This window comes from Microbacterium sp. SW12, from assembly GCF_055391095.1.
Genome location: NZ_AP024335.1, coordinates 1,133,559 through 1,154,594 on the forward strand (window position 1 = coordinate 1,133,559; position 21,036 = coordinate 1,154,594).

The 21,036-nt window shown below is 65.8% G+C and carries 22 protein-coding genes and 1 pseudogene; 13 read left to right on the top strand and 10 right to left on the bottom strand.

Annotated features, from left to right (window positions below):
• Positions 1–302: 302 nt before the first annotated feature.
• The 3 genes from MICSW_RS05650 to MICSW_RS05660 all read right to left on the bottom strand — a co-directional run bounded on the left by MICSW_RS05650 (position 303) and on the right by MICSW_RS05660 (position 2,653).
• Complete coding sequence (locus MICSW_RS05650; RefSeq protein WP_228179575.1) at positions 303–1,496, bottom strand: integrase; 1,194 nt, start codon at positions 1,494–1,496, stop codon at positions 303–305.
• A gap of 87 nt (positions 1,497–1,583) precedes the next feature.
• Positions 1,584–2,339 carry a hypothetical protein gene (locus MICSW_RS05655; RefSeq protein ID WP_464497485.1) on the bottom strand — a complete coding sequence of 252 codons (756 nt, stop codon included), beginning with the start codon at positions 2,337–2,339 and terminating at the stop codon, positions 1,584–1,586.
• Positions 2,336–2,653 carry a hypothetical protein gene (locus MICSW_RS05660; RefSeq protein WP_464497489.1) on the bottom strand — a complete coding sequence of 106 codons (318 nt, stop codon included), beginning with the start codon at positions 2,651–2,653 and terminating at the stop codon, positions 2,336–2,338. Before MICSW_RS05660 ends, MICSW_RS05655 begins: the two co-directional genes overlap by 4 nt.
• A gap of 144 nt (positions 2,654–2,797) precedes the next feature.
• Here MICSW_RS05660 and MICSW_RS05665 point away from each other — a divergent pair, with 144 nt between their 5' ends.
• Positions 2,798–3,115: a transposase gene (locus tag MICSW_RS05665; RefSeq protein ID WP_195692783.1), complete on the top strand. Its 318-nt coding sequence runs from the start codon at positions 2,798–2,800 to the stop codon at positions 3,113–3,115.
• A 17-nt stretch (positions 3,116–3,132) separates the two neighbouring features.
• Entirely contained in the window at positions 3,133–3,690 is a 558-nt protein-coding gene (locus tag MICSW_RS05670; protein ID WP_464497494.1) for an IS3 family transposase, read from the top strand.
• On the opposite strand, the gene MICSW_RS05675 is transcribed toward MICSW_RS05670, so the two are convergent.
• On the bottom strand, positions 3,617–4,975 hold the full coding sequence (locus tag MICSW_RS05675; RefSeq protein WP_464497426.1) for an IS256 family transposase: 1,359 nt from the start codon (positions 4,973–4,975) through the stop codon (positions 3,617–3,619). The two genes, MICSW_RS05670 and MICSW_RS05675, sit on opposite strands and share 74 nt — an antisense overlap.
• A 141-nt stretch (positions 4,976–5,116) precedes the next feature.
• On the opposite strand from MICSW_RS05675, the gene MICSW_RS05680 reads away from it, so the two are divergent.
• The 5 genes from MICSW_RS05680 (at position 5,117) to trxA (ending at position 7,673) form a co-directional block, all read left to right on the top strand.
• On the top strand, positions 5,117–5,527 hold the full coding sequence (locus MICSW_RS05680; RefSeq protein WP_464497499.1) for an integrase core domain-containing protein: 411 nt from the start codon (positions 5,117–5,119) through the stop codon (positions 5,525–5,527).
• A 176-nt stretch (positions 5,528–5,703) separates the two neighbouring features.
• A complete protein-coding gene (locus MICSW_RS05685; RefSeq protein ID WP_434969664.1) occupies positions 5,704–6,204 on the top strand; it encodes an Hsp20/alpha crystallin family protein in 501 nt (166 codons plus the stop codon).
• A gap of 97 nt (positions 6,205–6,301) precedes the next feature.
• Entirely contained in the window at positions 6,302–6,949 is a 648-nt protein-coding gene (locus MICSW_RS05690; protein ID WP_434969893.1) for a redoxin domain-containing protein, read from the top strand.
• The gene (locus MICSW_RS05695; RefSeq protein WP_434969665.1) at positions 6,949–7,254 is read left to right on the top strand and encodes a glutaredoxin family protein; all 306 of its coding nucleotides are present in this window, start codon (positions 6,949–6,951) and stop codon (positions 7,252–7,254) included. Before MICSW_RS05690 ends, MICSW_RS05695 begins: the two co-directional genes overlap by 1 nt.
• Positions 7,251–7,673: a thioredoxin gene (trxA, locus tag MICSW_RS05700; protein ID WP_464497509.1), complete on the top strand. Its 423-nt coding sequence runs from the start codon at positions 7,251–7,253 to the stop codon at positions 7,671–7,673. The genes MICSW_RS05695 and trxA overlap by 4 nt, the downstream gene beginning before the upstream one ends.
• Positions 7,674–7,717: 44 nt before the next feature.
• Here the strand turns inward: trxA and MICSW_RS05705 are convergent, their stop codons facing one another.
• The 3 genes and pseudogenes from MICSW_RS05705 to MICSW_RS05715 all read right to left on the bottom strand — a co-directional run bounded on the left by MICSW_RS05705 (position 7,718) and on the right by MICSW_RS05715 (position 10,289).
• Entirely contained in the window at positions 7,718–7,984 is a 267-nt protein-coding gene (locus MICSW_RS05705; RefSeq protein ID WP_464497514.1) for a DUF6112 family protein, read from the bottom strand.
• A gap of 42 nt (positions 7,985–8,026) precedes the next feature.
• Positions 8,027–9,065: pseudogene (locus MICSW_RS05710) on the bottom strand (IS256 family transposase).
• A 72-nt stretch (positions 9,066–9,137) separates the two neighbouring features.
• A complete protein-coding gene (locus MICSW_RS05715) occupies positions 9,138–10,289 on the bottom strand; it encodes a glycosyltransferase family 4 protein (RefSeq protein ID WP_434969667.1) in 1,152 nt (383 codons plus the stop codon).
• Positions 10,290–10,435: 146 nt separating this feature from the next.
• On the opposite strand from MICSW_RS05715, the gene MICSW_RS05720 reads away from it, so the two are divergent.
• Both MICSW_RS05720 and MICSW_RS05725 read left to right on the top strand, forming a co-directional pair.
• On the top strand, positions 10,436–12,556 hold the full coding sequence (locus MICSW_RS05720; RefSeq protein WP_434969668.1) for an amylo-alpha-1,6-glucosidase: 2,121 nt from the start codon (positions 10,436–10,438) through the stop codon (positions 12,554–12,556).
• Between the two features lie 76 nt (positions 12,557–12,632).
• The gene (locus MICSW_RS05725; RefSeq protein ID WP_434969669.1) at positions 12,633–12,959 is read left to right on the top strand and encodes a MerR family transcriptional regulator; all 327 of its coding nucleotides are present in this window, start codon (positions 12,633–12,635) and stop codon (positions 12,957–12,959) included.
• 50 nt (positions 12,960–13,009) lie between these two features.
• Here the strand turns inward: MICSW_RS05725 and MICSW_RS05730 are convergent, their stop codons facing one another.
• Positions 13,010–13,204, bottom strand: a complete 195-nt coding sequence (locus tag MICSW_RS05730; RefSeq protein ID WP_434969671.1) for a hypothetical protein — start codon at positions 13,202–13,204, stop codon at positions 13,010–13,012.
• A gap of 290 nt (positions 13,205–13,494) precedes the next feature.
• Between MICSW_RS05730 and MICSW_RS05735 the strand changes: the two genes are divergently transcribed.
• Entirely contained in the window at positions 13,495–14,379 is an 885-nt protein-coding gene (locus MICSW_RS05735) for a M48 family metalloprotease (RefSeq protein WP_434969673.1), read from the top strand.
• A 46-nt stretch (positions 14,380–14,425) separates the two neighbouring features.
• On the top strand, positions 14,426–14,896 hold the full coding sequence (locus MICSW_RS05740; protein WP_464497532.1) for a YflT domain-containing protein: 471 nt from the start codon (positions 14,426–14,428) through the stop codon (positions 14,894–14,896).
• A gap of 474 nt (positions 14,897–15,370) precedes the next feature.
• Here MICSW_RS05740 and MICSW_RS05745 read toward each other — a convergent pair whose 3' ends face one another.
• A complete protein-coding gene (locus MICSW_RS05745; protein WP_434969675.1) occupies positions 15,371–16,621 on the bottom strand; it encodes an IS256 family transposase in 1,251 nt (416 codons plus the stop codon).
• Positions 16,622–16,716: 95 nt separating this feature from the next.
• Here MICSW_RS05745 and MICSW_RS05750 point away from each other — a divergent pair, with 95 nt between their 5' ends.
• Together MICSW_RS05750 and MICSW_RS05755 are read left to right on the top strand one after the other, a co-directional pair.
• Positions 16,717–18,063 carry an IS256 family transposase gene (locus MICSW_RS05750; RefSeq protein ID WP_464498255.1) on the top strand — a complete coding sequence of 449 codons (1,347 nt, stop codon included), beginning with the start codon at positions 16,717–16,719 and terminating at the stop codon, positions 18,061–18,063.
• Between the two features lie 164 nt (positions 18,064–18,227).
• Entirely contained in the window at positions 18,228–19,139 is a 912-nt protein-coding gene (locus tag MICSW_RS05755) for a L,D-transpeptidase (protein WP_464497539.1), read from the top strand.
• A gap of 39 nt (positions 19,140–19,178) precedes the next feature.
• Here MICSW_RS05755 and MICSW_RS05760 read toward each other — a convergent pair whose 3' ends face one another.
• Positions 19,179–20,921, bottom strand: coding sequence for a DEAD/DEAH box helicase (locus MICSW_RS05760; RefSeq protein ID WP_464497544.1), 1,743 nt, complete (start codon positions 20,919–20,921; stop codon positions 19,179–19,181).
• Positions 20,922–21,036 lie beyond the last annotated feature (115 nt).

Below are 21,036 nucleotides of genomic sequence, written 5' to 3' on the forward strand. Positions count from 1 at the left end.
GATCCGCCGCCCTGCATTGGTGCGTCGAGATGCGCCACGATTCCGAGCAGAATGCGAGCGAGTCGCCTCGGGTCCGGGCGCGCTCTCCACGCCGGGGTGACCGAGATATCGCGCTCCGCGCGCGGGCGTCCACGCCTCTTTGGCTCGAGCTGGCTAGGTACCGAACGCATGGAGGCGGCCTCCTTCTTCGATCAGGTCGTAGGCTTCTCGCGTCTGTTGGATGACGTAGTCAACGCGCCTTGCCTCACGTCAAGATGTCCGGGTGTGATTCGTGGTTGCCTCACGTGAAATGTCCGCGTGGGTCATGCGGCGGGTCGGGTTCCCTGGGTGCGGGCTGAGGCCAGTTCGATGAGTTGTTGCTGGATCTGGTTGATCCGTCGGGTGATGCGTGCCGGGTTCAGCTTGGCATGCTCGTGCTCGAGGCGCGTCTTGGTCTTGGCGTCGAGGATGCCGTTGTCCAGGAGTCGCTGGTACGGGGTCCGGGGGGTGTCGTAGATCCGCTTCTTTCGGCCGGATCTCGTGGCGGTCCAGCCGGTCGCTTTCACGCAGGGCAGCAGGTGGTTCTTGCGGGCCATCACCAGGTCCCATAGCTCGTTCAGCAGCGTCATTTCCGCGTCGGTCTCGTACCGGTAGCGGAACGCGTGTCTGCGGATCCAGTCGCCGTTGCGTTGCTCGATGTGCGCGTTGTCGTTGTGCTGGTACGGTCGTCCGCGGGTCAGGGGGATGTCGCGGTTGTCGGCCCAGGCGATCACTGACCAGTTCAGGAACTCGGATCCATTGTCGAAGTCCATCCCGGCGATCGGCACCGGCGCGTGCTTCGCGATCCAGTTCAGCCCTTCGTGCACGTGCACGAACGCCTTGTTGCGGACGGTGCGCATCATCGTCCACCCGATCACCGGGTCGGTCGCGTTCAACGTCCACAGGTGCTCGCCCTTGAGGGTGTGGCCGCAGTGCGCGACGGTGTCCAGCTCCAAGAACCCCGGCACGGTCAGCGGGGCATCCATCGCGGTGCGCTGCGGGATCGACGACCGCAGGATGTGCGACGGTTTCGTGCCTGACAGCGCGACCGGGTATGCGGCATCCTTGTGCGGTTTCAGGTACCGGTCGATCGTCGCCGCGGACATCGACCGCAGTTCGTCGAGCACCAGGTCGGTGACCCGAGGGCCGACCTTGCCGAGTTCACCGAACCGGACGAGCCGTTCCAAGGTGTCGTCCATGACCGCGGCGAGGTACTTGCCCGAGGGCTGACCGGACAGCCGCCAGACCTCCTGCAACACCACGAGCGCGTCGTAGGAGTACTTCCGCTCCCGCGGTTTGCGGGGCTGCCGGCCCGCGGGACCGGTCCGGGCGTTCGCGGATCGGATCGCCCGCCGCGCATGATCCCGCGTCCACCCGGTCGCCGCGACGAGCCCGTCGAGGATCTCGCCCTTCGCATGCTTGTCCGCCCGCACATACTCGCGGGCGAACTTCTTCGTGATCTCACGGCGCGCGGCCATCGACAACTCCTGACTCACACGGCCAGAGAACTACGCGGACATTCCTATCTGAGGCAAACGCCACCGTTCCCGGACCTTTTACATGAGTCAAGTCGCAACGTGGAGTTCGACGGCGTCGTGCGGTAGCCTGTGATCGTCGGCCCAGTTGGCGAGTTCGATCTCCCAATCCTCGAGGGGGCTGAGGAAGTGGGCGGCGTCTTCGTAGGAGTCGAAGCTTCCGGCGTAGTTCTCGTTGAAGGTGTCGAGCAGGTCGTTGTCGGCGGCGTTCACGTCGGGGAGCGACAGGTAGGCGCGAAAGGCTGCGCCGAAGAACTCTTGGCACTCTTCGAGGCCGACGACGAGGGTCTCGATGTCTTTGCTGTTGAGGGTGCCGGGGACGTAGATGGTGGTCGGGCGTCCGCTTGTGGTGACCCGGGTTCGCACGAGGAAGCGGTCGAGCCGGGGTGGTTGAGCTGCGTCGCGTGGTCTCACTCCGGAGCCGCGGTTCTCTGCTGCGACAAGGTAGGTGCCGAGCCAGTTGATCAGCTCCTTGACCTCTGGGGTTGCCTCTTCTGCGTTGTAGAGGTCGAGATATTCGTCGCGTAGGTCGAAGTAGTTTCCTTCGCCGTCTCTTGCAAACGCTGCGAGGCGGGAATCGGGGCCGAGTGCCCGTCCAAGTACGTGGGCGATGCAGCGCGCCGTGCCTTCGTCGATCTCGGTCTTGTTCGTCAGCGCTCTGGCGATGCCTTCTTGGAGGGGGTGTTCGTATCGGCGGGCGACGACTTCGAGGCGACGCCAGTCGGGTGGGGTGCGCTCGGGGGCGAGGCGGGTTTCCACGATTGGGGTTGGCTCATGCTCGGTCATGACCGTCGCTCCGCGGTGATGATGTAGCGGCCGAGAGCGTCGAGCCACGGTTCCCGCTCGAGGGGAACGGTGACGTGGTTGAGTTCGGTGAGCGCTGCCTCGGCATCGAGGATTCCGGTCGCGGCGAAGCGTTCCAGTGCGCTGCTCGCGCCGCCGTGGACGGTCGCCGCGATCAGGCGCGCGAGGCGGGTGTGCTGCGTGTGTGGGTCGAGAGCGAGCCACGCGTCGATGACGAAGTGTGCGTGCTCGGTCTGATCGACTTGGCGCAGCCATTTCGGCAGCGGGGTCTTCTTGTGGGTGGGGTTGGTGTTCATGGTGTTCCTCCTTTCGGGGTGAGTGATGGGTGCGGCCTGTACGGGGCCAGGGTGTCGAGGGCTTGCTCGCTGGTGTCGCGCGTCAGAATGTTTGGCAGGGGTAGTTAGTTGCTGATGCAACGCCCCAGCTGAGAGGTCTGAAGCATGAGTCGTCCCCCGACGATCCCGGTAGAGAAGAAGCTCCGCATCGTGTTGTCCGTGTTGCAAGGCGAGATCACGATCGCCGAAGCCGCCCGCCGCGAGAAGGTGTCCGAGCAAGCGATCGGGAACTGGAAGCGCCAGTTCCTCGAGGGCGGCAAGGCCGGCATCGAGGCGGGCAAGTCCAAACCCTCGACCCGGGAGCAGCAGCTCGAGGATGAGGTCGCGGAGTTGACGCAGGCCCTCGGTGAGGCGGCGGTCGAGATCCGGGTGTGGAAGAAGAGCGCGGAGGGCCGGCTGGGCCCTTCGAGGACCTCGAGGTGATCCGTTTGGAGGCGGGCATGCCGACGTCGAGGTTCTGCAAGCTGACGGGCGTGCCCGAGCGTTCGTATCGCCGCTGGCAGGCCAAAGCGAGAGCGGATCGCCCGCCGAAGGGTCCGTGGCCGCAGCCCGCGCGGGACGCGGCCAGGCCGCTCGCGACCAAGCACGCGCTGGCGCATCCGGCGTGGGGTCATCGGAAGATCTGGGCGATGACCCGCCACGACGGGCACCGGGTGTCGCAGGCGACCGTGCTGCGCCTGCTGCGCGATGACGGGCTGAACCTGCCGTCGGAGTATCAGAAGCAGCGCCGTGAGCTCGCGAGAGACCGTAAGGCGGCGTTCGCGAGGAACCCGACGGGCCCGAACCAGGTGTGGCAGCTGGACTTCAGCGAGTTCGAGACCACCCAGGGTGGGACGTGGCGGATCGCGGGGTGCCGGGATTGGTTCTCCAAGGTCGAGCACCGAGCCTGTCAAGTTGTTTGTGTAAGCGGGCGGGGCTCGGGGTTTAGAGGTAGGGCTGGATTCGGTCCGGGTAGGCGAGCGCGAGTTGCGCGAGGGCTTGCTTCCAGTTCGTGGTGATCTGCCCTTCGACGAGGCGTCCTTCCGCGTTGCGTTTGACTCCGCGGGCTCGGCCGCGTTCCTTGAGTCGGTCGCGGGCTCGCTTGTCTTCGATGTTGCAGATCGCGAGCCAGAGCAGCTTCACGGCCGCGTCGTCTGAGGCGAAGTGGCCCCGGTTCTTCGTGACTTTCCGGAGCTGGTAGTTCAGCGACTCGATGCTGTTCGTGGTGTAGATCACCCGCCGCAGCATCGGCGGGAACGCGAGGAACGGGGTGAACCTTTCCCAGGCGTCCTCGAACACGCGGACCGTGTTCGGGTTCGCCTGCCCGAGTTCAGAGGCGGCGAACTCGGCGAGGGCGACCAGGGCGGCGTCTTCATCCGCGGCTTGGTAGATCGGTTTGAGCGCGGCTGCGACGGCCTTGCGGGTTTTGTAGTTCACGAACCGCATCGCAGAGCGGATCAGATGCACCACGCAGGTCTGGACCGTCGACTGCGGCCAGGTCGCCTCGATCGCTTCGGGGAACCCGGTGAGACCGTCGCAGCAGACGATGAGGACGTCCGCGACGCCCCTGTTCGCGAGCTGCGCGCAGACCCCGGCCCAGAACTTCGCGCCCTCCGTGGCTTGGATCCAGATCCCGAGGACGTGCTTGATGCCGTCCATATCGACGCCGACGGCGATGTGAGCGGCCTTGTTGCGCACGTGCGCGCCATCACGGACCTTCACGATGATCGCGTCGAGGTAGATCACCGGGTAGAACACTTCCAACGGTCGCTGCTGCCAGGCCATCACCTCGTCGAGGACCTCATCGGTGATCTTCGAGATCGTCTCTCGGCTGATCTCGGTGCCGATCGTGGAGACCAGATGATGTTCGATATCGCGGACGGTCATCCCGCCCGCGTAGAGCGACACGATCATGTCATCGAGGCCACCCACGCGACGCGACCCCTTGGGCACCAGGACGGGCGTGAAGGACCCGTCACGGTCCCGCGGGATCGCGAGCTCGACATCGCCGACGCTGGTCGCGACGGTCTTCGCCGACGACCCGTTCCGCGAGTTCTCGTGGAGCGAGGCTTCGGGGTCGCCCTTCTCGTAGCCAAGGTGCTCGGTCAACTCAGCCTGCAGACCCCGTTCGAGGCCGGCCTTGATGAGTTGCTGGATCAGCCCGTCCTTGCCCTCGAGGCGGACCTCGCCCGCATCGATCATCGCGTAGAGGCCATCGAGCGCGCCCGACGCTTCGAGCGCTTCCACGCCCTCACGCTGCTCACGCCGACGCTCTTCACGCGTCTGCTTGTCAACCATGGTCATCAGTGTCTCCGATCAGTTAGGAGCACCACCCCTTACACAAACCATCTGACACCCTCCGAGCACCCCTTCCATACCTCGCCCACGGCGAACCAGCATGACGCGATCGCCGCCGTCGAGCTCGCCCTGACCGACTACGAGCGCATGTTCGGGCACCCCCTCGTCGATCAGTGTCAGGTCGACCCGGAGACCGGCGAGCTGCTGCCGGTCGTGACCCTCGTGACTGACAATGGTGGCCCGTTCCGGTCGATGAACTTCGAGTTGTTCATCTTGCGTCACCCCGAGCTGCGGCACGTCCGCACTCGGGTGAAATCGCCCGGGCAGAACGGGTCACGCGAACGCGGGTTCGGGACGCTGAAGTACGAGCGGCTGTTCCTCGACGAGATCCCCGACGCGATGACGCTCGTCGAACGCGCTGAGGACTACCGGATCGAATACAACGAGATCCGTCCTCACGAGGCGATCGCCTGGAACCGGCCGATGGACGTGCACCTGGGCCTTGCCGACCCCACCATCCCCACCTTCGAAAGAGAAGAAATCCTGCCAACTACTTGACGCGGGACACTTTTGATGCTGCCGAGATAGATCTCGACAGTTAGGTGCGACAGCGATGCACGATGCATGGTTCTCGGCGCGGAGATTCTTCTGCGCGAGCGGGAATAAATCTGCGTGCTCGTGCGTCACCCAGAGTAAAATTGAGTCGAGGTGACTCAATACACGAGAGGAGAGTGATGATGCTGTTCGATACGTTCAAGGAACTGGACCGGATCAGCTCGGCGTTCTTCTCCGGGTTCCCGGAGTCTGCGCTGAGTTCCGCGCCGATCAACCTCTACCGGGAGGATGATCGTTATGTAGTGGAGGCCGATCTTCCGGGGTTCGACCCGTCGTCGATCGACGTCTCCGCTGAGGCGGGGCTGTTGACCATCCGCGCGGACCGCGATACCTCACGGGAGGACCGCGGCGAGCGCTGGCTGGTCCGCGAGCGCAGTTCCGCGCGCGTGGTTCGGCAGCTTGCGCTGAGCGACGAGGTGGATCTGGATGCGATCGCGGCCGACTATCGAGATGGCGTTCTGAAGATCACGCTGCCGGTGAGAGCCGATGCGCTCCCGCGCAAGGTCGCTGTCGCCGTCGAAGGATCCTCGTCCTCTACCCCGCACGCGATCGGGGCGGGCGTGGCCGAGAAGGAGGTCGCGGACCCAAAAGCCCGACCCGCGCATTCGGTCGACTCCTGACCCGGTGGCTGCCCGGGGCCCGGAAGGGCCCCGGGCTCCGGATGCGCGGGAACGTTCCCGTTCACGTCGTCCGTTCTCGGAGAACGGGGGTTGCGTGATGGACGCCTTCGATCTGTTGGACTCGGCGACGAGCATCGAGACCGCCCCCGTCGTAGAGCCTGCGGACGATCTGGCTGCGGTTCGCGAACTCTATCGGAGCGCGCCTCCGATGGACGGATCCCGGGTGACGACGGGTCTGGAGCCGGGGACGCCGGCGCCGGATTTCGCGCTCCCGGCCGCGGACGGCACGATCGTGCGGCTCTCGGAGCTGCGCGGGTCTCCGGTGGCGCTGGTGTTTTATCCGTTGGACTGGAGTCCGGGATGCAGTGTGCAACTGGAGCTGTACCAACAGGAGTATGACGAGTTCGCATCCCGCGGCATCCGCCTGCTGGGCATCTCGGTCGACTCGATCTACAGTCATGGCGCGTGGGCTGCGGTGCGCGGCATCCGCTACCCGCTGCTGAGCGACTTCCAGCCACGGGGTGAGACGGCCCGCGCGTACAACGTGTGGCGGAACGCCGACGGGCACAGCGAACGCGCCGTCTACTTGGTCGACGCCGACGGGATCATCCGCTGGGCTCACGTGTCCGAGCGGCTGAAGGAGCTGCCGGACTTCGACGCGCTCGTTGACGCCCTCGACCTCGTCGCGGTCGAGGAGCACAACGACGACAACGAGCGCAACAACGACGACAAGGAGGTGCAGTGATGACGATCTGGGATGTCACGCCCACCCGCCCTCGGCGCGCGCCCCGCACGCGAACGGTGCCGGTGGCGATCTACGGCAACCGCTGGTGCGGGATCACGCAGCTGATCCGCCGGGCGCTGGATCGGGCAGGTGTCGGATACGATTACGTCGACCTCGACGACCATCCCTCCGTGCAAGCACGCCTGGAGGCGCTAACGGGCGGACGGCTGCGCACTCCGGTCGTGCACATCGACGGGGAGTGGCTCATGGAGCCCAGCCTCCGCCAGGTGCAGGCCGTCCTCGCCCGGCACGGGGTGTGGCTGTGAGCGTCGTGACGTGCCCGGGGTGCGCGGCGAAGAACCGCGTGCCCCAGGCGCGTCCGGGCAGGGTGCGCTGCGCCAAATGCCACACCGACCTGCCCTGGCTCGTGGACGCCGACGATGACTCGTTTGACACGGTGGTCGGGGAGGCGACACTCCCCGTGCTGGTGGACGTGTGGGCGCCCTGGTGCGGCCCGTGCCGGCAGATCTCGCCGGTCGTGGACCAGCTCTCCCGCGACCTCGCCGGACGCCTCAAGGTCGCCAAGGTCAACGCGGACACTTCGCCACGCATCTCCCAACGCCACGCCGTCTCCTCGATCCCCACCCTTCTGGTCTACCGCGACGGGAAAGAAGTAGACCGCATGGTCGGCGCCGTTCCCGCGCCGCAGCTGCGCGCCTGGGTCGAACGTTCCCTCAACACCTGACAGAACCCAATAGGCGATGGCACCCGCACGGCGGAACGCATGGCTCAGAGCCCAGTGCCGACGTCCAGCAGGAAGTTGAGCCAGGCCACGCCGGCCCCGGCCAGCATCGCAGCGCCGACCGCGGCGAACAGTCCTGTGCGGGCTTTGGTCACGGCTTGGTGACTGCCACAGGATGATGCGACCGCCCACGCGATGGCGCAGACGGTGAGCATGAGCACAGCGGTGACGAGGACAGCCATGAGCAGCGCGCCGACGATCTCGTGGAGCCGGGCAGCACCCCCGACGCCACCGAGGTCGGGGAACACGTCCATCAGAGTGTGTCCGATTAACGGTGGATCTGGCCGAGCGCATGGTTAGTTGATTCGGCCTTCGAATGCGATCGCGAACGCGTTCAGTGCCGGCTTCCACCTCGTCGCCCAGCGTGCCCTGCCCCTGCCGGTGGGGTCAAGCGAGCGGGTCACGAGGTAGAGGCACTTCAGCGCCGCAGCGTCGTTGGGGAAGTGCCCGCGCGCCCTCACGGCGCGGCGGTAGCGGGCGTTGAGGGACTCGATCGCGTTTGTCGAGCACATGATCCGGCGGATCTCGACGTCCCAGTCCAGGAACGGCACGAACTCGGACCACGCGTTCTGCCAGAGCTTCGTGATCGCTGGATACTGCCCGCCCCACTTCGCGTCGAACTCCTCGAACCGCTCGACCGCGGCCGATTCGGTGGGGCGGTATAGACGGGTCGGAGGTCCTTGCCCATCTCTTCCCAGTAGTGCCGGACGCGAACCGGAACGTGTTACGGATCAGGTGGATGATGCAGGTCCGCACCGTCGCGAGCGGCCACGCCGTATCGATCGACTCTGGCAGGCCCTTGAGGCCGTCGCAGACGACGATGCACACGTCCTCGACGCCGCGGTTCTTGGCCACTCGGTCATCTCCTCGATGACCTTGTCGGTGATCCGGCTGATCGTGTCCTTGGACACCGAGGCTCCGTAGACGTCGTCGAAGTGCGCGGCGACCTCCCCGGTCGTCAGCCCACGCGCGGCGAGCGAGAGCACGATCTCGTCGACCCCGGTCAACCGCCGCTGCCGCTTCTTGACGATCTTCGGGTCGAACGACCCGTCCCGGTCCCGAGGAACCTCGATCTGCACGGGACCGACCTCGGTCAGCACGGTCTTCGACCTCGTCCCGTTGCGCGCATTCTCGCTGGTCGACACAGCGTGCTTCTCATAGCCGAGGTGCTCGGTCATCTCCGCCTCGAGCGCCGTCTCCGGCACCCGCTTCGTCAGTCCGTTCAGCAACCCGTCCGGGCCGCCGAGGTCGACGCCCCGTTCCTACGCTTGCTTCAGCAGCTGCTCCGCGAGCTGCTGCTCGTCGATGATCTCCCCCCGTCACAGGATCGATCATCTCGATGACATCGGTCATCACCCTTCCTTTCGGTCAGGCCCGACCAGATCCACCGCTAGTCAGACAGTCCCGTCATGTCCTGTCGCTCCGCCTCCTGGGTTCCGATGCGTCGGCGGTTCCGGTCATTGTTCGAATCTCCGCGGTTCCCTCGGCAAGCATGCGGTAGATGCGCTCGTATCCCGCGGCCATCACGGGGAGGTCGAAGCGTTGCTCGGCATCGTTCCGGCACATATGCGGGTCGATCTCCGAGGCGCGCTGGACCGCCTCGACGAGCTGGTCGGCAGCGTCGGCGATGAAACCGTTCTCCCCATGTCGCACGATCTCGGGGACGCTTCCCCGGCGCGTGGCGATCACGGGCGTGCCGCAGGCGAGCGCTTCAGCCATCACCATCCCGAAGGGCTCCTCCCACTGGATCGGGAACAGCAGGCACGCGGCGTTCGCGAACAGTTCGCGTTTGAGGTGCGTATCGGCCTCGCCGATGTATTCGGCGTCGTGGGAGAGCAGGGGGCGGACTTCTCGGTCGAAGTACGCCTTCTCCGAGGGTTCGGTGAGCTTTCCGGCGAGGATGATCTTCCGCCCTGCGCGACGGGCGGTCTCGATGGCGACGTGCGCTCCCTTGTCGGGGCTGAACCGACCCAGCCAGAGCACCGTGTCCGACTTCTGCTCTCGGAAGGGGAAGGCCGCGACATCGATGGCGTTGTGGACGGTGCCCACCCAGTTCAGCTCTGGTGCCTGTCGTCGCTGGGCGTCGGAGATCGCGATGATGCCGACCGTCGATCCGAGGCGACGGTGGTAATCACCGTTCTCACCGGCGACCGGACCATGCATGGTCACGACGGTGGGCTGTCGTCGGTGCCGCGCGAGCAGCGGGCCGGCCGCGGAATGATCGTGGACTATGTCCACGTCGAGTTCGTCCATGATCCGTCCTACTTCGGCGGCGAGCACGAGCTCGGGCATCACGCTCGATCCGAGCAGATGCGACGGAGGCGTGTCGTACACGGGTCTGAAGTCCTGTGCGCGCGTTCCGGACCTGCCGGACCCGACGAGGGTGACCTCGTGCCCGCGGTCGACCAATTGGTCGACCAGTCCGGCCACGACAGTCTCGGTGCCTCCGTATCCCGCGGGGGGAAGCTCGAACCATGGCGGCGCGATCATGCCGATCTTGAGCGGTTGCCCGCCCTCGTGCGGTGTCGCGGTGTCTTGCCGTTCGACGATGAGTGACATGAGTTACTCCCAAGAGTGTTTGTTCCCGGAATCACATCTCCCTTCCCCATCGAAGAGTTGCTCGCACTATAGGTACATGTAACTTACCGTTACAAGTATAGGTATGGTGGTCTCGAGCGAGAGTTCGAGTGAGGAAGGAGCGCGAAGTGGCTTCCGAAGCAGACCTGGAAGCGCGAGGCCTGGTCGGTGATGATCAGCCCGGACCCCACGGGATCGGAGCGGTTCCGCAGCTCCAGGGCTCCGTGACGTTGGTGGAAGGCTCCTCGTTCTGCGTGTCGCAGCCCAACGGGGATATCGTCCCCCACCGCAGCGACGGGCTGTTCGTGATGGACACCAGAGTGCTCTCGCGGTGGCAGTTGCGTATCGACGGGCATGAGGTCGAGCCGCTCACCGTGCTGCCTGCTGAGCCTTTCGAGTGCCGTTTCGTGGGTCGTATCCCCACCCGACCGGGACAGGTCGAGCCCACGGTGATCGTCGAGCGCCATCGGATGGTCGGGCAGGGCATGCGGGAGGACATCGTGGTGTCCAACTTCGGGGCCGAGTCTGCAGGACTCGACATCGTTCTGCATCTCGATGCCGATTTCGCCGACCTCTTCGAGGTGAAGGAGGCGAGACCCGTGCGCGCTCTCGGAGTCTCGTCGACGGCGAGCTCTGATTCGGTCTCCTTCCTTGTGTCCGCGTCGTCAGGAGAGGAGCGCGGGGTGCGCGTGTACGCGCCGGGAGCGCAGGCCGTTCCAGGGGTCCTCACCTTCCGCACGGTGGTGCCTGCTCATGGACAGTGGCAGACCAGTGTCGAGGTTCTTCCGATCGTCGCAGGCGACGAACTGGCGGCGTCTTTCCCCCTTGATCGGCCGCTGGCCCATACCGAGCCTGCGCGGCGGATGCAGGGATGGCACGAGGCGGCACCGGTCATCGAGGTCGGCAACACCGTGCTCGCCCAGGCTCTTTCGACCAGCGAACGTGATCTCGGTGCCTTGCGGATCGTGGACCCCGAGCATCCCGAGGACCAGGTGGTCGCGGCGGGCGCGCCGTGGTTCATGGCCCTCTTCGGGCGTGACGCTCTGATCACCAGCTGGATGATGCTTCCCTACGCTCCCGGATTGGCGCTCGGGACCGCCCGAACGCTTGCGCGGCTACAGGGGACGAGGGAGCTGGCGATGGCTGAGGAGCAGCCGGGCAAGATTCTCCACGAAGTCCGGCGCGGCGCGGATCTCTCCCTCACCCTGGGGGGCGAAAGCGTGTACTACGGCTCGGTGGATTCGACGCCGCTGTTCGTGATGCTGGTGGGCCGGGCACTGAGGTGGGGGGTCCCGGTGGAAGAGCTGGCCGAGCTCAAGCCTGCCGTGGACGCTGCGGTGCACTGGATCCGCACCTACGGCGACAGCGATGGAGACGGGTTCGTGGAGTACAAGCGGAGCACCGACCGCGGGCTCCTGAACCAGGGATGGAAAGACAGCGGAGACTCGATCGCCCATGCCGATGGTTCCGTCGCGGAAGCGCCGATCGCGCTCGCGGAGGTGCAGGGGTACTGCTATGCAGCCTATCTCGCGGCTGCGGAGATCGAGGATGCTCTCGGTTCGGCGGCCGAGGCGCAACGTCTCCGCGAAGACGCGGAGAGGCTGCGACTTCGTTTCCACGACGCATTCTGGATGCCGGAGGAGGGTTTCTATGCCCTCGCGCTCGACGCGAAGAAGCGGCCCGTCACGGTGATCTCCTCCAACATCGGGCATTGCCTATGGACAGGCATCGTGAACGACGACGTCGCGGACGCCGTCATCGACCGGCTGGTCGCGCCGGACATGTTCACCGGCTTCGGCATTCGCACGCTCTCGGACCGTTCCGCCCGATACAACCCGGCGAGCTACCACAACGGCTCCGTGTGGCCGCACGACTCCGTCATCGCCGCTGCGGGGATGATCAGGTACAGGCGCGAAGATGCGGCGATCCGCGTGCTGTCCGGTCTTCTCGACGCTCTCGAGGCGTTCGGTGGCCGTCTTCCCGAGCTGTTCTGCGGGTTCGACCGTCGCGACAAGCCGGTGCCGGTTCCGTATCCCACATCTTGTTCACCGCAGGCATGGTCGGCGGCCACACCCTTCGAGTTGCTCAGGATCGCACTCGCGTTGGACGCCGACGAGCGTGGCGCGCTTGTGACGGTGGCGCCAGTTCCTGCGATGATCGGACAGGTGCAGATCCGCGGTCTGCCACTCGGTTCCGGGAGGGTCGACGTGGAGGCCGACCAGCATCACGCTCGTGTGATTCGAAACTGAGCGGCCGGACCCAGCCGCCGTCCGCGTGTTCAAAGATGCGTCCGTGAGATGCGCGATGGAGAAGAAGGAATGAGAGATGGCGGAGGTAAAGAGCAGCGAAGCGATGCCGCCCCTGTACCAGGACGACGCCCCCATTTACACGATCAGCCAGGTGGCTACCCTGCTCGGCATGCAGCAGGCTGCGCTTCGTCGACTGGACGACGAGGACATCGTGTCCCCAGAGCGCTCCGATGGTGGTCAACGGCGCTACTCGCGTAACGAGGTCGAGAGGCTTCGCGAGGTCCAGGACCTCACCGACGCCGGGGTCACGCTTCCTGGCGTCAGAGAGGTTCTCGCCCTCCGGCGAAGGGTCGAGGCCCTCGAGCACGAGATCAGCGAGTTGCGGTCGCGACCGACGGCCTGACGCCGACTCGGTCGGAAGATTGGGCCGGCCGACGATCTCTTGACTCGTCTCTAGAGCTCCCGCTGATCCTCATCGTCGAGGGGAGTCTCGATCCGTTGCTCCCATGCGTCAATCGGGTCGGCGTCTTCCGGCAGCGGCACCGAGGTCGCGACCCGGTCGTCCGCCGCGTCGGGGCCCGCATCTATGTCCTGCTCCAGTGCATCCTCGAGGGGAACCTCAGGATCCTCACCCGGTTGCTTCGTCATCCCCAGCTCCTCCTTATCCTCATCGCCTCATTCGCTGAACCTCAGATGCCTCGCCTGCTCGAAGTCGCCCACCGCGCTGCTGCGATGACTTCCGGAGCACGGCGTGGGACCTCGCGGCACCGGTGCGCAGCCGAGGGCAAGATCAACGCTTGCGTGCTGCACATACTGAGCCTGAAAACCTTCAACTAGAGTAGCAGGTTACTCGCAGATCGAGTTGAAGGATAGACAGAGTCAAGTTAAACTTGACACGTAGCGACGCAAGTTTAATGAGCCGGGGAGGTTGATGTCCAATGCGTCGTTGGAACGGACTCAAGACAGCTGTCCTGTTGGGTGCGCTGTCCGCGTTGATGCTCGTAGCAGGGTATGCGATCGCTGGCGGCTCGGGCCTCGCGGTCGCGGCGCTCTTGTCGCTGGCGATGAACGGTGCCGCCTACTTCTGGTCGGATCGTCTCGCGCTGCGCGCGATGGGAGCGCGTCGCGTGGGTGAGTGGGAGGCGCCCACTCTCATTGCGACGGTGCGGGAGCTGTCGGATGCTGCGGGCGTGCCGATGCCGAAGGTGTATATCAGCCCGTTGCCGCAGCCGAACGCGTTTGCCACGGGTCGTGACCCACGTCATGCGGCGGTATGCGTCACCGAGGGAATCCTGCGGCTGCTGACATGGCGTGAGCTTCGTGCCGTCCTCGCGCACGAGATGTCCCATGTGGTCAATCGAGACATCCTCGTCTCGAGCGTGGCCGCCGGTCTCGCGGGCGTGATCACGTCGCTGGCCAACTTTGCGTTCTTCCTGCCGGTGGGCGGCGACGATGAGGGTGCCCCGAACCCGCTGGCGACGCTCGTCATGCTCGTTCTCGCGCCGGTCGCGGCCGCACTTATTCAACTCGCGATCAGCCGTACTCGCGAGTTCGAGGCCGACGCTGACGGTGCCGAGCTCGCCGACGATCCGCTCGCGTTGGCGGCGGCGTTGCAGAAGATCGAGGCAGGCGTGCACAGCGCGCCGCTGGTGAGCACGCCTGCGACCACCGCGAACGCCCACTTGATGATCGCGAACCCGCTCGCCGACGACGGGCTCGGTGGATTGTTCCGGACGCATCCGCCGACGTCTCAACGTGTGCGGCGACTGCTCGAACTCGCCGACGAACGCCGAGATCACCGACGCCCGGCGTCGATTCGCTGAGTATGGCGCACCACCGATAACCGCACCTTCGAAAGGAGAAACTCTGATGACCGAGGACAACGCAACCACGCCCGCTCGTGCACTCCTCGCCCGTTACGAGGATTATCAGGCCGCGCAGGCCGCCGTGGACAAGCTCGCCGATGCCGACTTCCCCGTTGAGCACGTCTCGATCGTCGGCTGGAATGTCCGGATCGAAGAGCAGGTGACCGGGCGCATGACGTTCGCTCGCGCCGCCGGCTACGGCGCGGCGAGCGGGGCATGGTTCGGCTTGCTGATCGGACTCGTACTGTCCCTGTTCACGCCAGGGATTCTCTGGCTCTGGACGGCACTGTGGGCAGTCGGCCTCGGTGCGCTCTGGGGAGCGATCTTCGGTCTCGCAGGGCACGGCATCTGGAGGGGCGGCCGCGACTTCTCATCCGTACAGCAACTCGCCGCTGAACACTGGGACGTCATGACCAGCCCGAACCATCTCGAACAGGCCCGGGCGTTGCTCGCCGAAGCCCAGCCGCAACAGTAACCAAGCCAACTCGTCAGCCACTCAACCCCGTACGCGCGCAACCCGCGCGTCCAAGCGAACGGCTCTCGCTCGTCGCCGTGCGCGTCAACTGCCGCAAGCTGCGGCTGGGCGCCGTCGACCTCTTGGCGTCGTCCGCTCATCCAGCCGAGCTGATGCTTCTGCGACGCAGCCAAGGGGGACACCCTCCTGCAGAAACCGGACGGCTGTTCACAGCGAATCCTGGTGGTTCGGATTGCGCCCTAGCGGGGACGTCGCGTGGCGAGGAGCACCGGCGGCGGTGTTCCTACAGAGAGGAAAGAGTCTTGTCGGAAGTACCCGGGACCCGATGGTGGCGCTCGAGAACCTCAATGATCTTGCGGTCTCCTGCCGCGACTCTTGTCGCTGTTGTGGTGGCCATCGTGATCGCAATCGCTGTCGCGCTAGGTCAAGCCCCAGGGAGTGGTGTAGTTCGGGTTCCTTCGATCTGTTGATGGTTCAGGCGGTGAGCTCGAGGGTGCTGTCGGTGTTCACCTCCTCCGTGCCGGTGTTGTCGACGAGGGCGAGTCGGGACTTCGCGAGGATCTCGAGCCCGAGGTAGCGGCGGCCTTCGGCCCATTCGTCGGTGATCTCGGTGAGGACGGCGCCGACGAGGCGGATGATCGCGTCGCGGTTGGGGAAGATGCCGACGGAGTCGGTGCGGCGACGGATCTCCCGGTTCAATCTCTCGTTGGGGTTGTTGGACCAGATCTGCTGCCAGAGCCCTTCGGGGAACCCGGTGAACGCGAGGATGTCAGCTCGTGCGGTGTCGAGGTGCTCGTGCGCGTCGGGGAGTTTCCCGTTGACGTAGTCCAGGAGCCGGTCGAACTGGGCGTTCACGGCGGCAGCGTCGGGTTGGTCGTAGACGGAGTGAAGCATCGCTTTCACCGCCGGCCACATAGTCTTCGGTGTCACGCTCATCAGGTTGGCCGCGTAATGGGTGCGGCAGCGTTGCCAGACCGCGCCGGGCAGATTCGCCGCGATCGCCTCCACCAGGCCTGCGTGGGCGTCGGAGGTGACCAGGCGAACGCCGCCCAGGCCGCGGGCGACGAGGTCGGCGAAGGACGAGTTCCAGGCCGCCCCGGTCTCGGACGTCGCGACGCGGAGCCCGAGGACTTCGCGGCGCCCGTCGGCGTTGACGCCGGTCGCGACGAGCACGACGGCGTTGATCACCCGACCGCCTTCACGGACTTTCATGGTGAGCGCGTCGGCGGCGACGAACGTGAACGGGCCCGAATCCCCCAGGGGTCGGTGCCGGAACTGGGCGACGTGCTCGTCGAGGTCCGCGGCCATCCGTGAGACCTGCGACTTCGACAGGTTGTGGATCCCAAGGGTCTTCACAAGCTTGTCCATCCGGCGGGTCGAGACGCCAGCGAGGTAGCAGTCCGCGACGACCGTGATCAGCGCCGACTCGGCGCGTTTGCGGCGTTCGAGGAGCCATTCGGGGAAGTACGTGCCGGAGCGCAGCTTGGGGATCGCGACGTCGATCGTCCCAACCCGGGTGTCGAGGTCGCGGTGCCGGTAGCCGTTGCGCTGCGCCGCCCGGTCGGTGGAGCGTTGGCCCCATTCCGCGCCGACGACGGCGTCCGCGTCGGCGGACAGCAGCGCGTTGATCGTTGTCTGCAGCAACCTGCGCATCAGATCGGGAGACGCGTCGCCCAGCGCTTCCTGAAGCAGGCCAGCGGGGTCGACAATATGAGGTGCGGTCATCGTGAAGATGCCTTTCGAGTGGGATGTGAGAGTTTGGGGGTGTCAGATGTTCTGTGTAAGTGAGGTTCGCCTCGAAGGAGAACATCATGGAGAGCATGGCTATCAGTCCGGAGCGCGAGGAGCGTCGTCGCCGCCAGAAAGAGCTTGCTGAGCAGTTGAAGTCGTCGGGAGCGATGGATGAGATCTTCGCGAAGATCGATGCCGGTACCCCGCTCACCGGCGATCAGGGACTGCTCGGCGGGATGCTCAAGGCTGCGCTGGAGCGCGGTCTGGAGGCGGAGCTGACCGAGCACGTCGGATATGAGCGTGGTGACGCGGAGGCGTCGCTGTATCCGAATTCTCGCAACGGCACGACGCCGAAAACGGTATCGACCGAGATCGGTGAGATCGATTTGTCGGTCCCGAGGGACCGGAACGGCTCGTTCAGCCCGATGCTGGTCCCGAAGGGTCAGCGGCGGCTGGATGGGCTGGACGGGATGATCATCTCGCTCTATGCCGGAGGGATGACGGTCCGCGATATTCAGCATCACCTCGCGAACACGATCGGCACCGACCTGTCGCATGAGACGATCTCGAAGATCACCGACCAGGTCGCCGACGAGGTCCTCGCGTGGCAGACCCGCCCGCTGGAGGCGTTGTATCCGGTGATCTATCTCGACGCGATCATCGTGAAGATCCGTGATGGCGGGCACGTGCGCAACAAGGCCGCGCATATCGCCGTGGGCGTCGACATGGACGGGATCAAGCACGTCCTCGGGATCTGGGTTCAGGCCACCGAGGGATCGAAGTTCTGGGCATCGGTTTGCGCGGAGCTTGCCAACCGCGGCGTCCGTGACGTGCTCATCGTCTGCACCGACGGGCTCACCGGATTCCCCGAGGCCGTCGCGGCGACCTGGCCGCAAGCGACCGTGCAGACCTGCGTGGTCCACCTGATCCGCGCAGCGATGCGGTTCGTGAGCTACAAAGACCGCAAAGCCGTCGCGGCCGCGCTGAAACCCATCTACACCGCGGTGAACGACGACGCCGCCCTGGAAGCGCTCGAGGCATTCAATGACTCCGACGTCGGCCGACGCTACCCCTCGGCGGTGAAGACGTTCCAGGACGCCTGGGACCGATTCACACCGTTTCTGGCGTTCCCGCCCGAGCTGCGCCGCGTGATCTATACCACCAACGCGATCGAGTCGCTGAACTATCAACTGCGGAAAGTCACGAAATCGCGGGGGCACTTCCCGAACGACGCCGCCGCGGTCAAGCTGCTCTGGCTGGCGATCTGCGACATCGAGGACAAACGCGCCCGAGAACGCGAGAAGGAACGCGGACGCCCCGCGAATCAGAGGAAAGCCTCCGGCCGGCTCATCGAGGGCAACACCACGACGAACTGGAAACAAGCCCTCGAACAACTCGCACTCGCCTACCCCGACCGCATCACCCCCTACCTCTAACCACCAACACCGAACCGCTTACACAGACAACTTGACAAGCCCGAGAGTTTTTCTCGAAGGGAACTACACGGTGACCGCACCCATCTCTACGACGAGACCGGCCACCGCGAACTACACCAACTTCGGCGCTTGTGGGGGTCTTCGTCAGCGCCGACGATGGATGCATGGCCACGACGCGCACGCTCACCCGACGAAACGCGGGATGGATCGCGCTTGCCGTCGCCGGCGTCCTCGTCGCGACGGCGCTCGCCATCGCGTGGATCGTCGCGTCGGGAAGGGGTGCGCCGCTCGCGGCAGCGCCGACGCCCACGCCGACGCCCACCGTCGAGCCCACGCCTACGCCGACACCCACTCCGATCGGGCCCGCCGCGGACACGACCGCCTACGACCTTGCCGGACTCCCCGAGATCACCGTCTTCGCCATCGTCCCTGAGCTGCCCGTCGACGACGATCCATTCGGCGGGCTTACCGGGGTCGCCGCTCGCGCGAAAGGTGCCGCGGCTCCCGTTTTCGCCGAGCCCGGTCGCGCTCCGGTGGCCTCCCTTCCGCGTGAGTCCTACTACGACGGCACCTCGGTGCCGGTGATCGAGCAGTACGACGCATGGGTGAAGGTCATGCTCGTGGGCCGCCAGTCCTACCCGTCCGGGGGAAACTCCGGGCAGCTCACCGGATGGCTCCGGACGCAGGATGTCGAGCTGACGGCGCAAGAGGCGGTGATCGAGGTCTCGCTCGGCGACCGCACCATCGACATCGTTCGTGGGGAGGACCGGCAGCGTGTCGCAGCCGACTTCGGGTCCGGCGTGGAGGCGACGCCGACGCCGCTGGGTCGTTCGTTCATCATGACGGTGCGCACCGAGCCGAGCTTCGCGTACACGAGGGGGAACCCGATCACCTACCTGTCGGTGCAGAGTCCGACTCTCGACGGATTCGACGGCGGCGATGTCGCCGTGACCGCCTTCCACTATCACGACACACGTTCCGGCCGGGTGTCGAACGGATGCCTGCGCGTCGATGAAGCCGCAGCCCACGCGCTCGCCGCGCTCCCGCTCGGAACTCCGGTGATCATCCGCGAATGACGCTCGAGCCGATGCCGCGACACCGGATGCCGCAACGGGTCAGCGGCGCGGTGGACGGCCTTCGCGCTTAGCCGAGTTGCCGAAGCGGTCGGGCTTGAGTTCGATCAGCTTGCCGCTGATGCGCGTGTTCTCGAGGCGCCTCAGCGTGTCGGGCGAGAGATCCGCGGGCAGCTCGACGAGCGAGAAGTCGGGGCGGATCTGGATCGCGCCGAAGTCCTCGCGGCGAAGGCCCCCCTCGTTGGCTAGGGCTCCGACGATCTGGCGCGGCTCAACCCTGTGGCGCCGGCCAACGGAGATCCGGTAAGTCGTTCGCGGTCCGCCTCCGCTGCGGGGGCCGCGAACGGAGCGTTCGTTGCGGTCACGTCCACCACGCTCGGGTCGGTCCTGCGAATCGCGCGCAAAGCGGGGCTCGGGTTCAGTGTCCGGGTCGAGCAGCAGGGGAGTGTCGCCCTGCGCCACGACGGCAAGGGCCGCAGCGACATCCGCCTCGGGCACGTCGTGGTGCTCGACGTAGTGAGCGATGATGTCGCGGAAGGTGCCGATCTGCGCCGGATCGGCCAACGCCGCCGTGATCGCGTCGTCGAAGCGTGTGAGCCGGGTCGCGTTGACGTCCTCGACGCTCGGCAGCTTCATTTCGGTCAAGGGCTGGCGCGTGGCCCTCTCGATCGAGGTCAGCATGCGCCGCTCGCGCGGGGTGACGAAGCTGATCGCCGCTCCCGCGCGTCCGGCTCGTCCCGTGCGGCCCACGCGGTGGACGTAGGACTCGGTGTCGATCGGTAGGTCGTAATTGACGACGTGGCTGATGCGGTCAACGTCGAGGCCGCGGGCTGCGACATCCGTGGCGACCAGGATGTCGAGCTTGCCGCTCTTGAGTTGGTTGACGGTCCTCTCGCGCTGCGCCTGCGCGACGTCACCGCTGATCGCTGCAGCCGTGTATCCGCGGGCGCGCAGCTTTTCGGCGAGGGTCTCGGTCTCGTTCTTCGTGCGCGTGAAGACGATCATGCCCTCGAAGTTCTCGACCTCGAGTATGCGGGTGAGCGCATCGACCTTCTGCGGGTACGACACCAGCAGGTACCGCTGCGTGATGTTGGCCGACGTGGTGGTCTTGGTCTTGACCGTGATCTCTTCGGGGTCGCTCAGGTACTGCGCCGAGATGCGGCGGATCTGCGCCGGCATCGTCGCCGAGAACAGGGCGACCTGCTTGGTCGCGGGGGTGTCGGCGAGAATCGTCTCGACATCCTCGGCGAAGCCCATCTTGAGCATTTCGTCGGCCTCGTCGAGCACGAGGTACTTCAGCTCCGATAGGTCGAGCGTGCCCTTATCGAGGTGGTCCATGATGCGGCCCGGCGTTCCCACGACGATGTGTACGCCTCGGCGCAGCGCCGAGAGCTGCTGACCGTAGCCCTGGCCGCCGTAGACAGGAAGGACGTGCACGCCGCGCAGATGCGAGGCATACTTCTCGAACGCCTCGCACACCTGCAGGGCCAGCTCGCGGGTGGGAGCGAGCACGAGTGCCAGCGGGGTCTTCTGCGACAGGTCGAGCCGGGAGAGGATCGGCAGCGCGAATGCTGCCGTCTTTCCGGTGCCAGTCTGTGCGAGACCGACGACGTCGCGTCCCGCCAGTAGGGGAGGGATCGTCGCGGCTTGAATGGCGGACGGTGTCTCGTACCCGACATCCTTCAACGCCTTCATGACGGCGTCGCCGAGTCCGAGGTCGGCAAAGGCGGGCTCGGGTCGGGAAGGCGCTGCCCCGTCGGTCACGTTTTCGAGGGAAGAGGCCATAGGTGTGACGCTAGTCGCTCCGCGGGTCTGTCGCGATTCGGTTGAACCAGACGCCGGGGCGAGGATGTGAGGCCGCAGCGGACCACCGCGAGCATCGACCGGTTTCGTCTCTGCG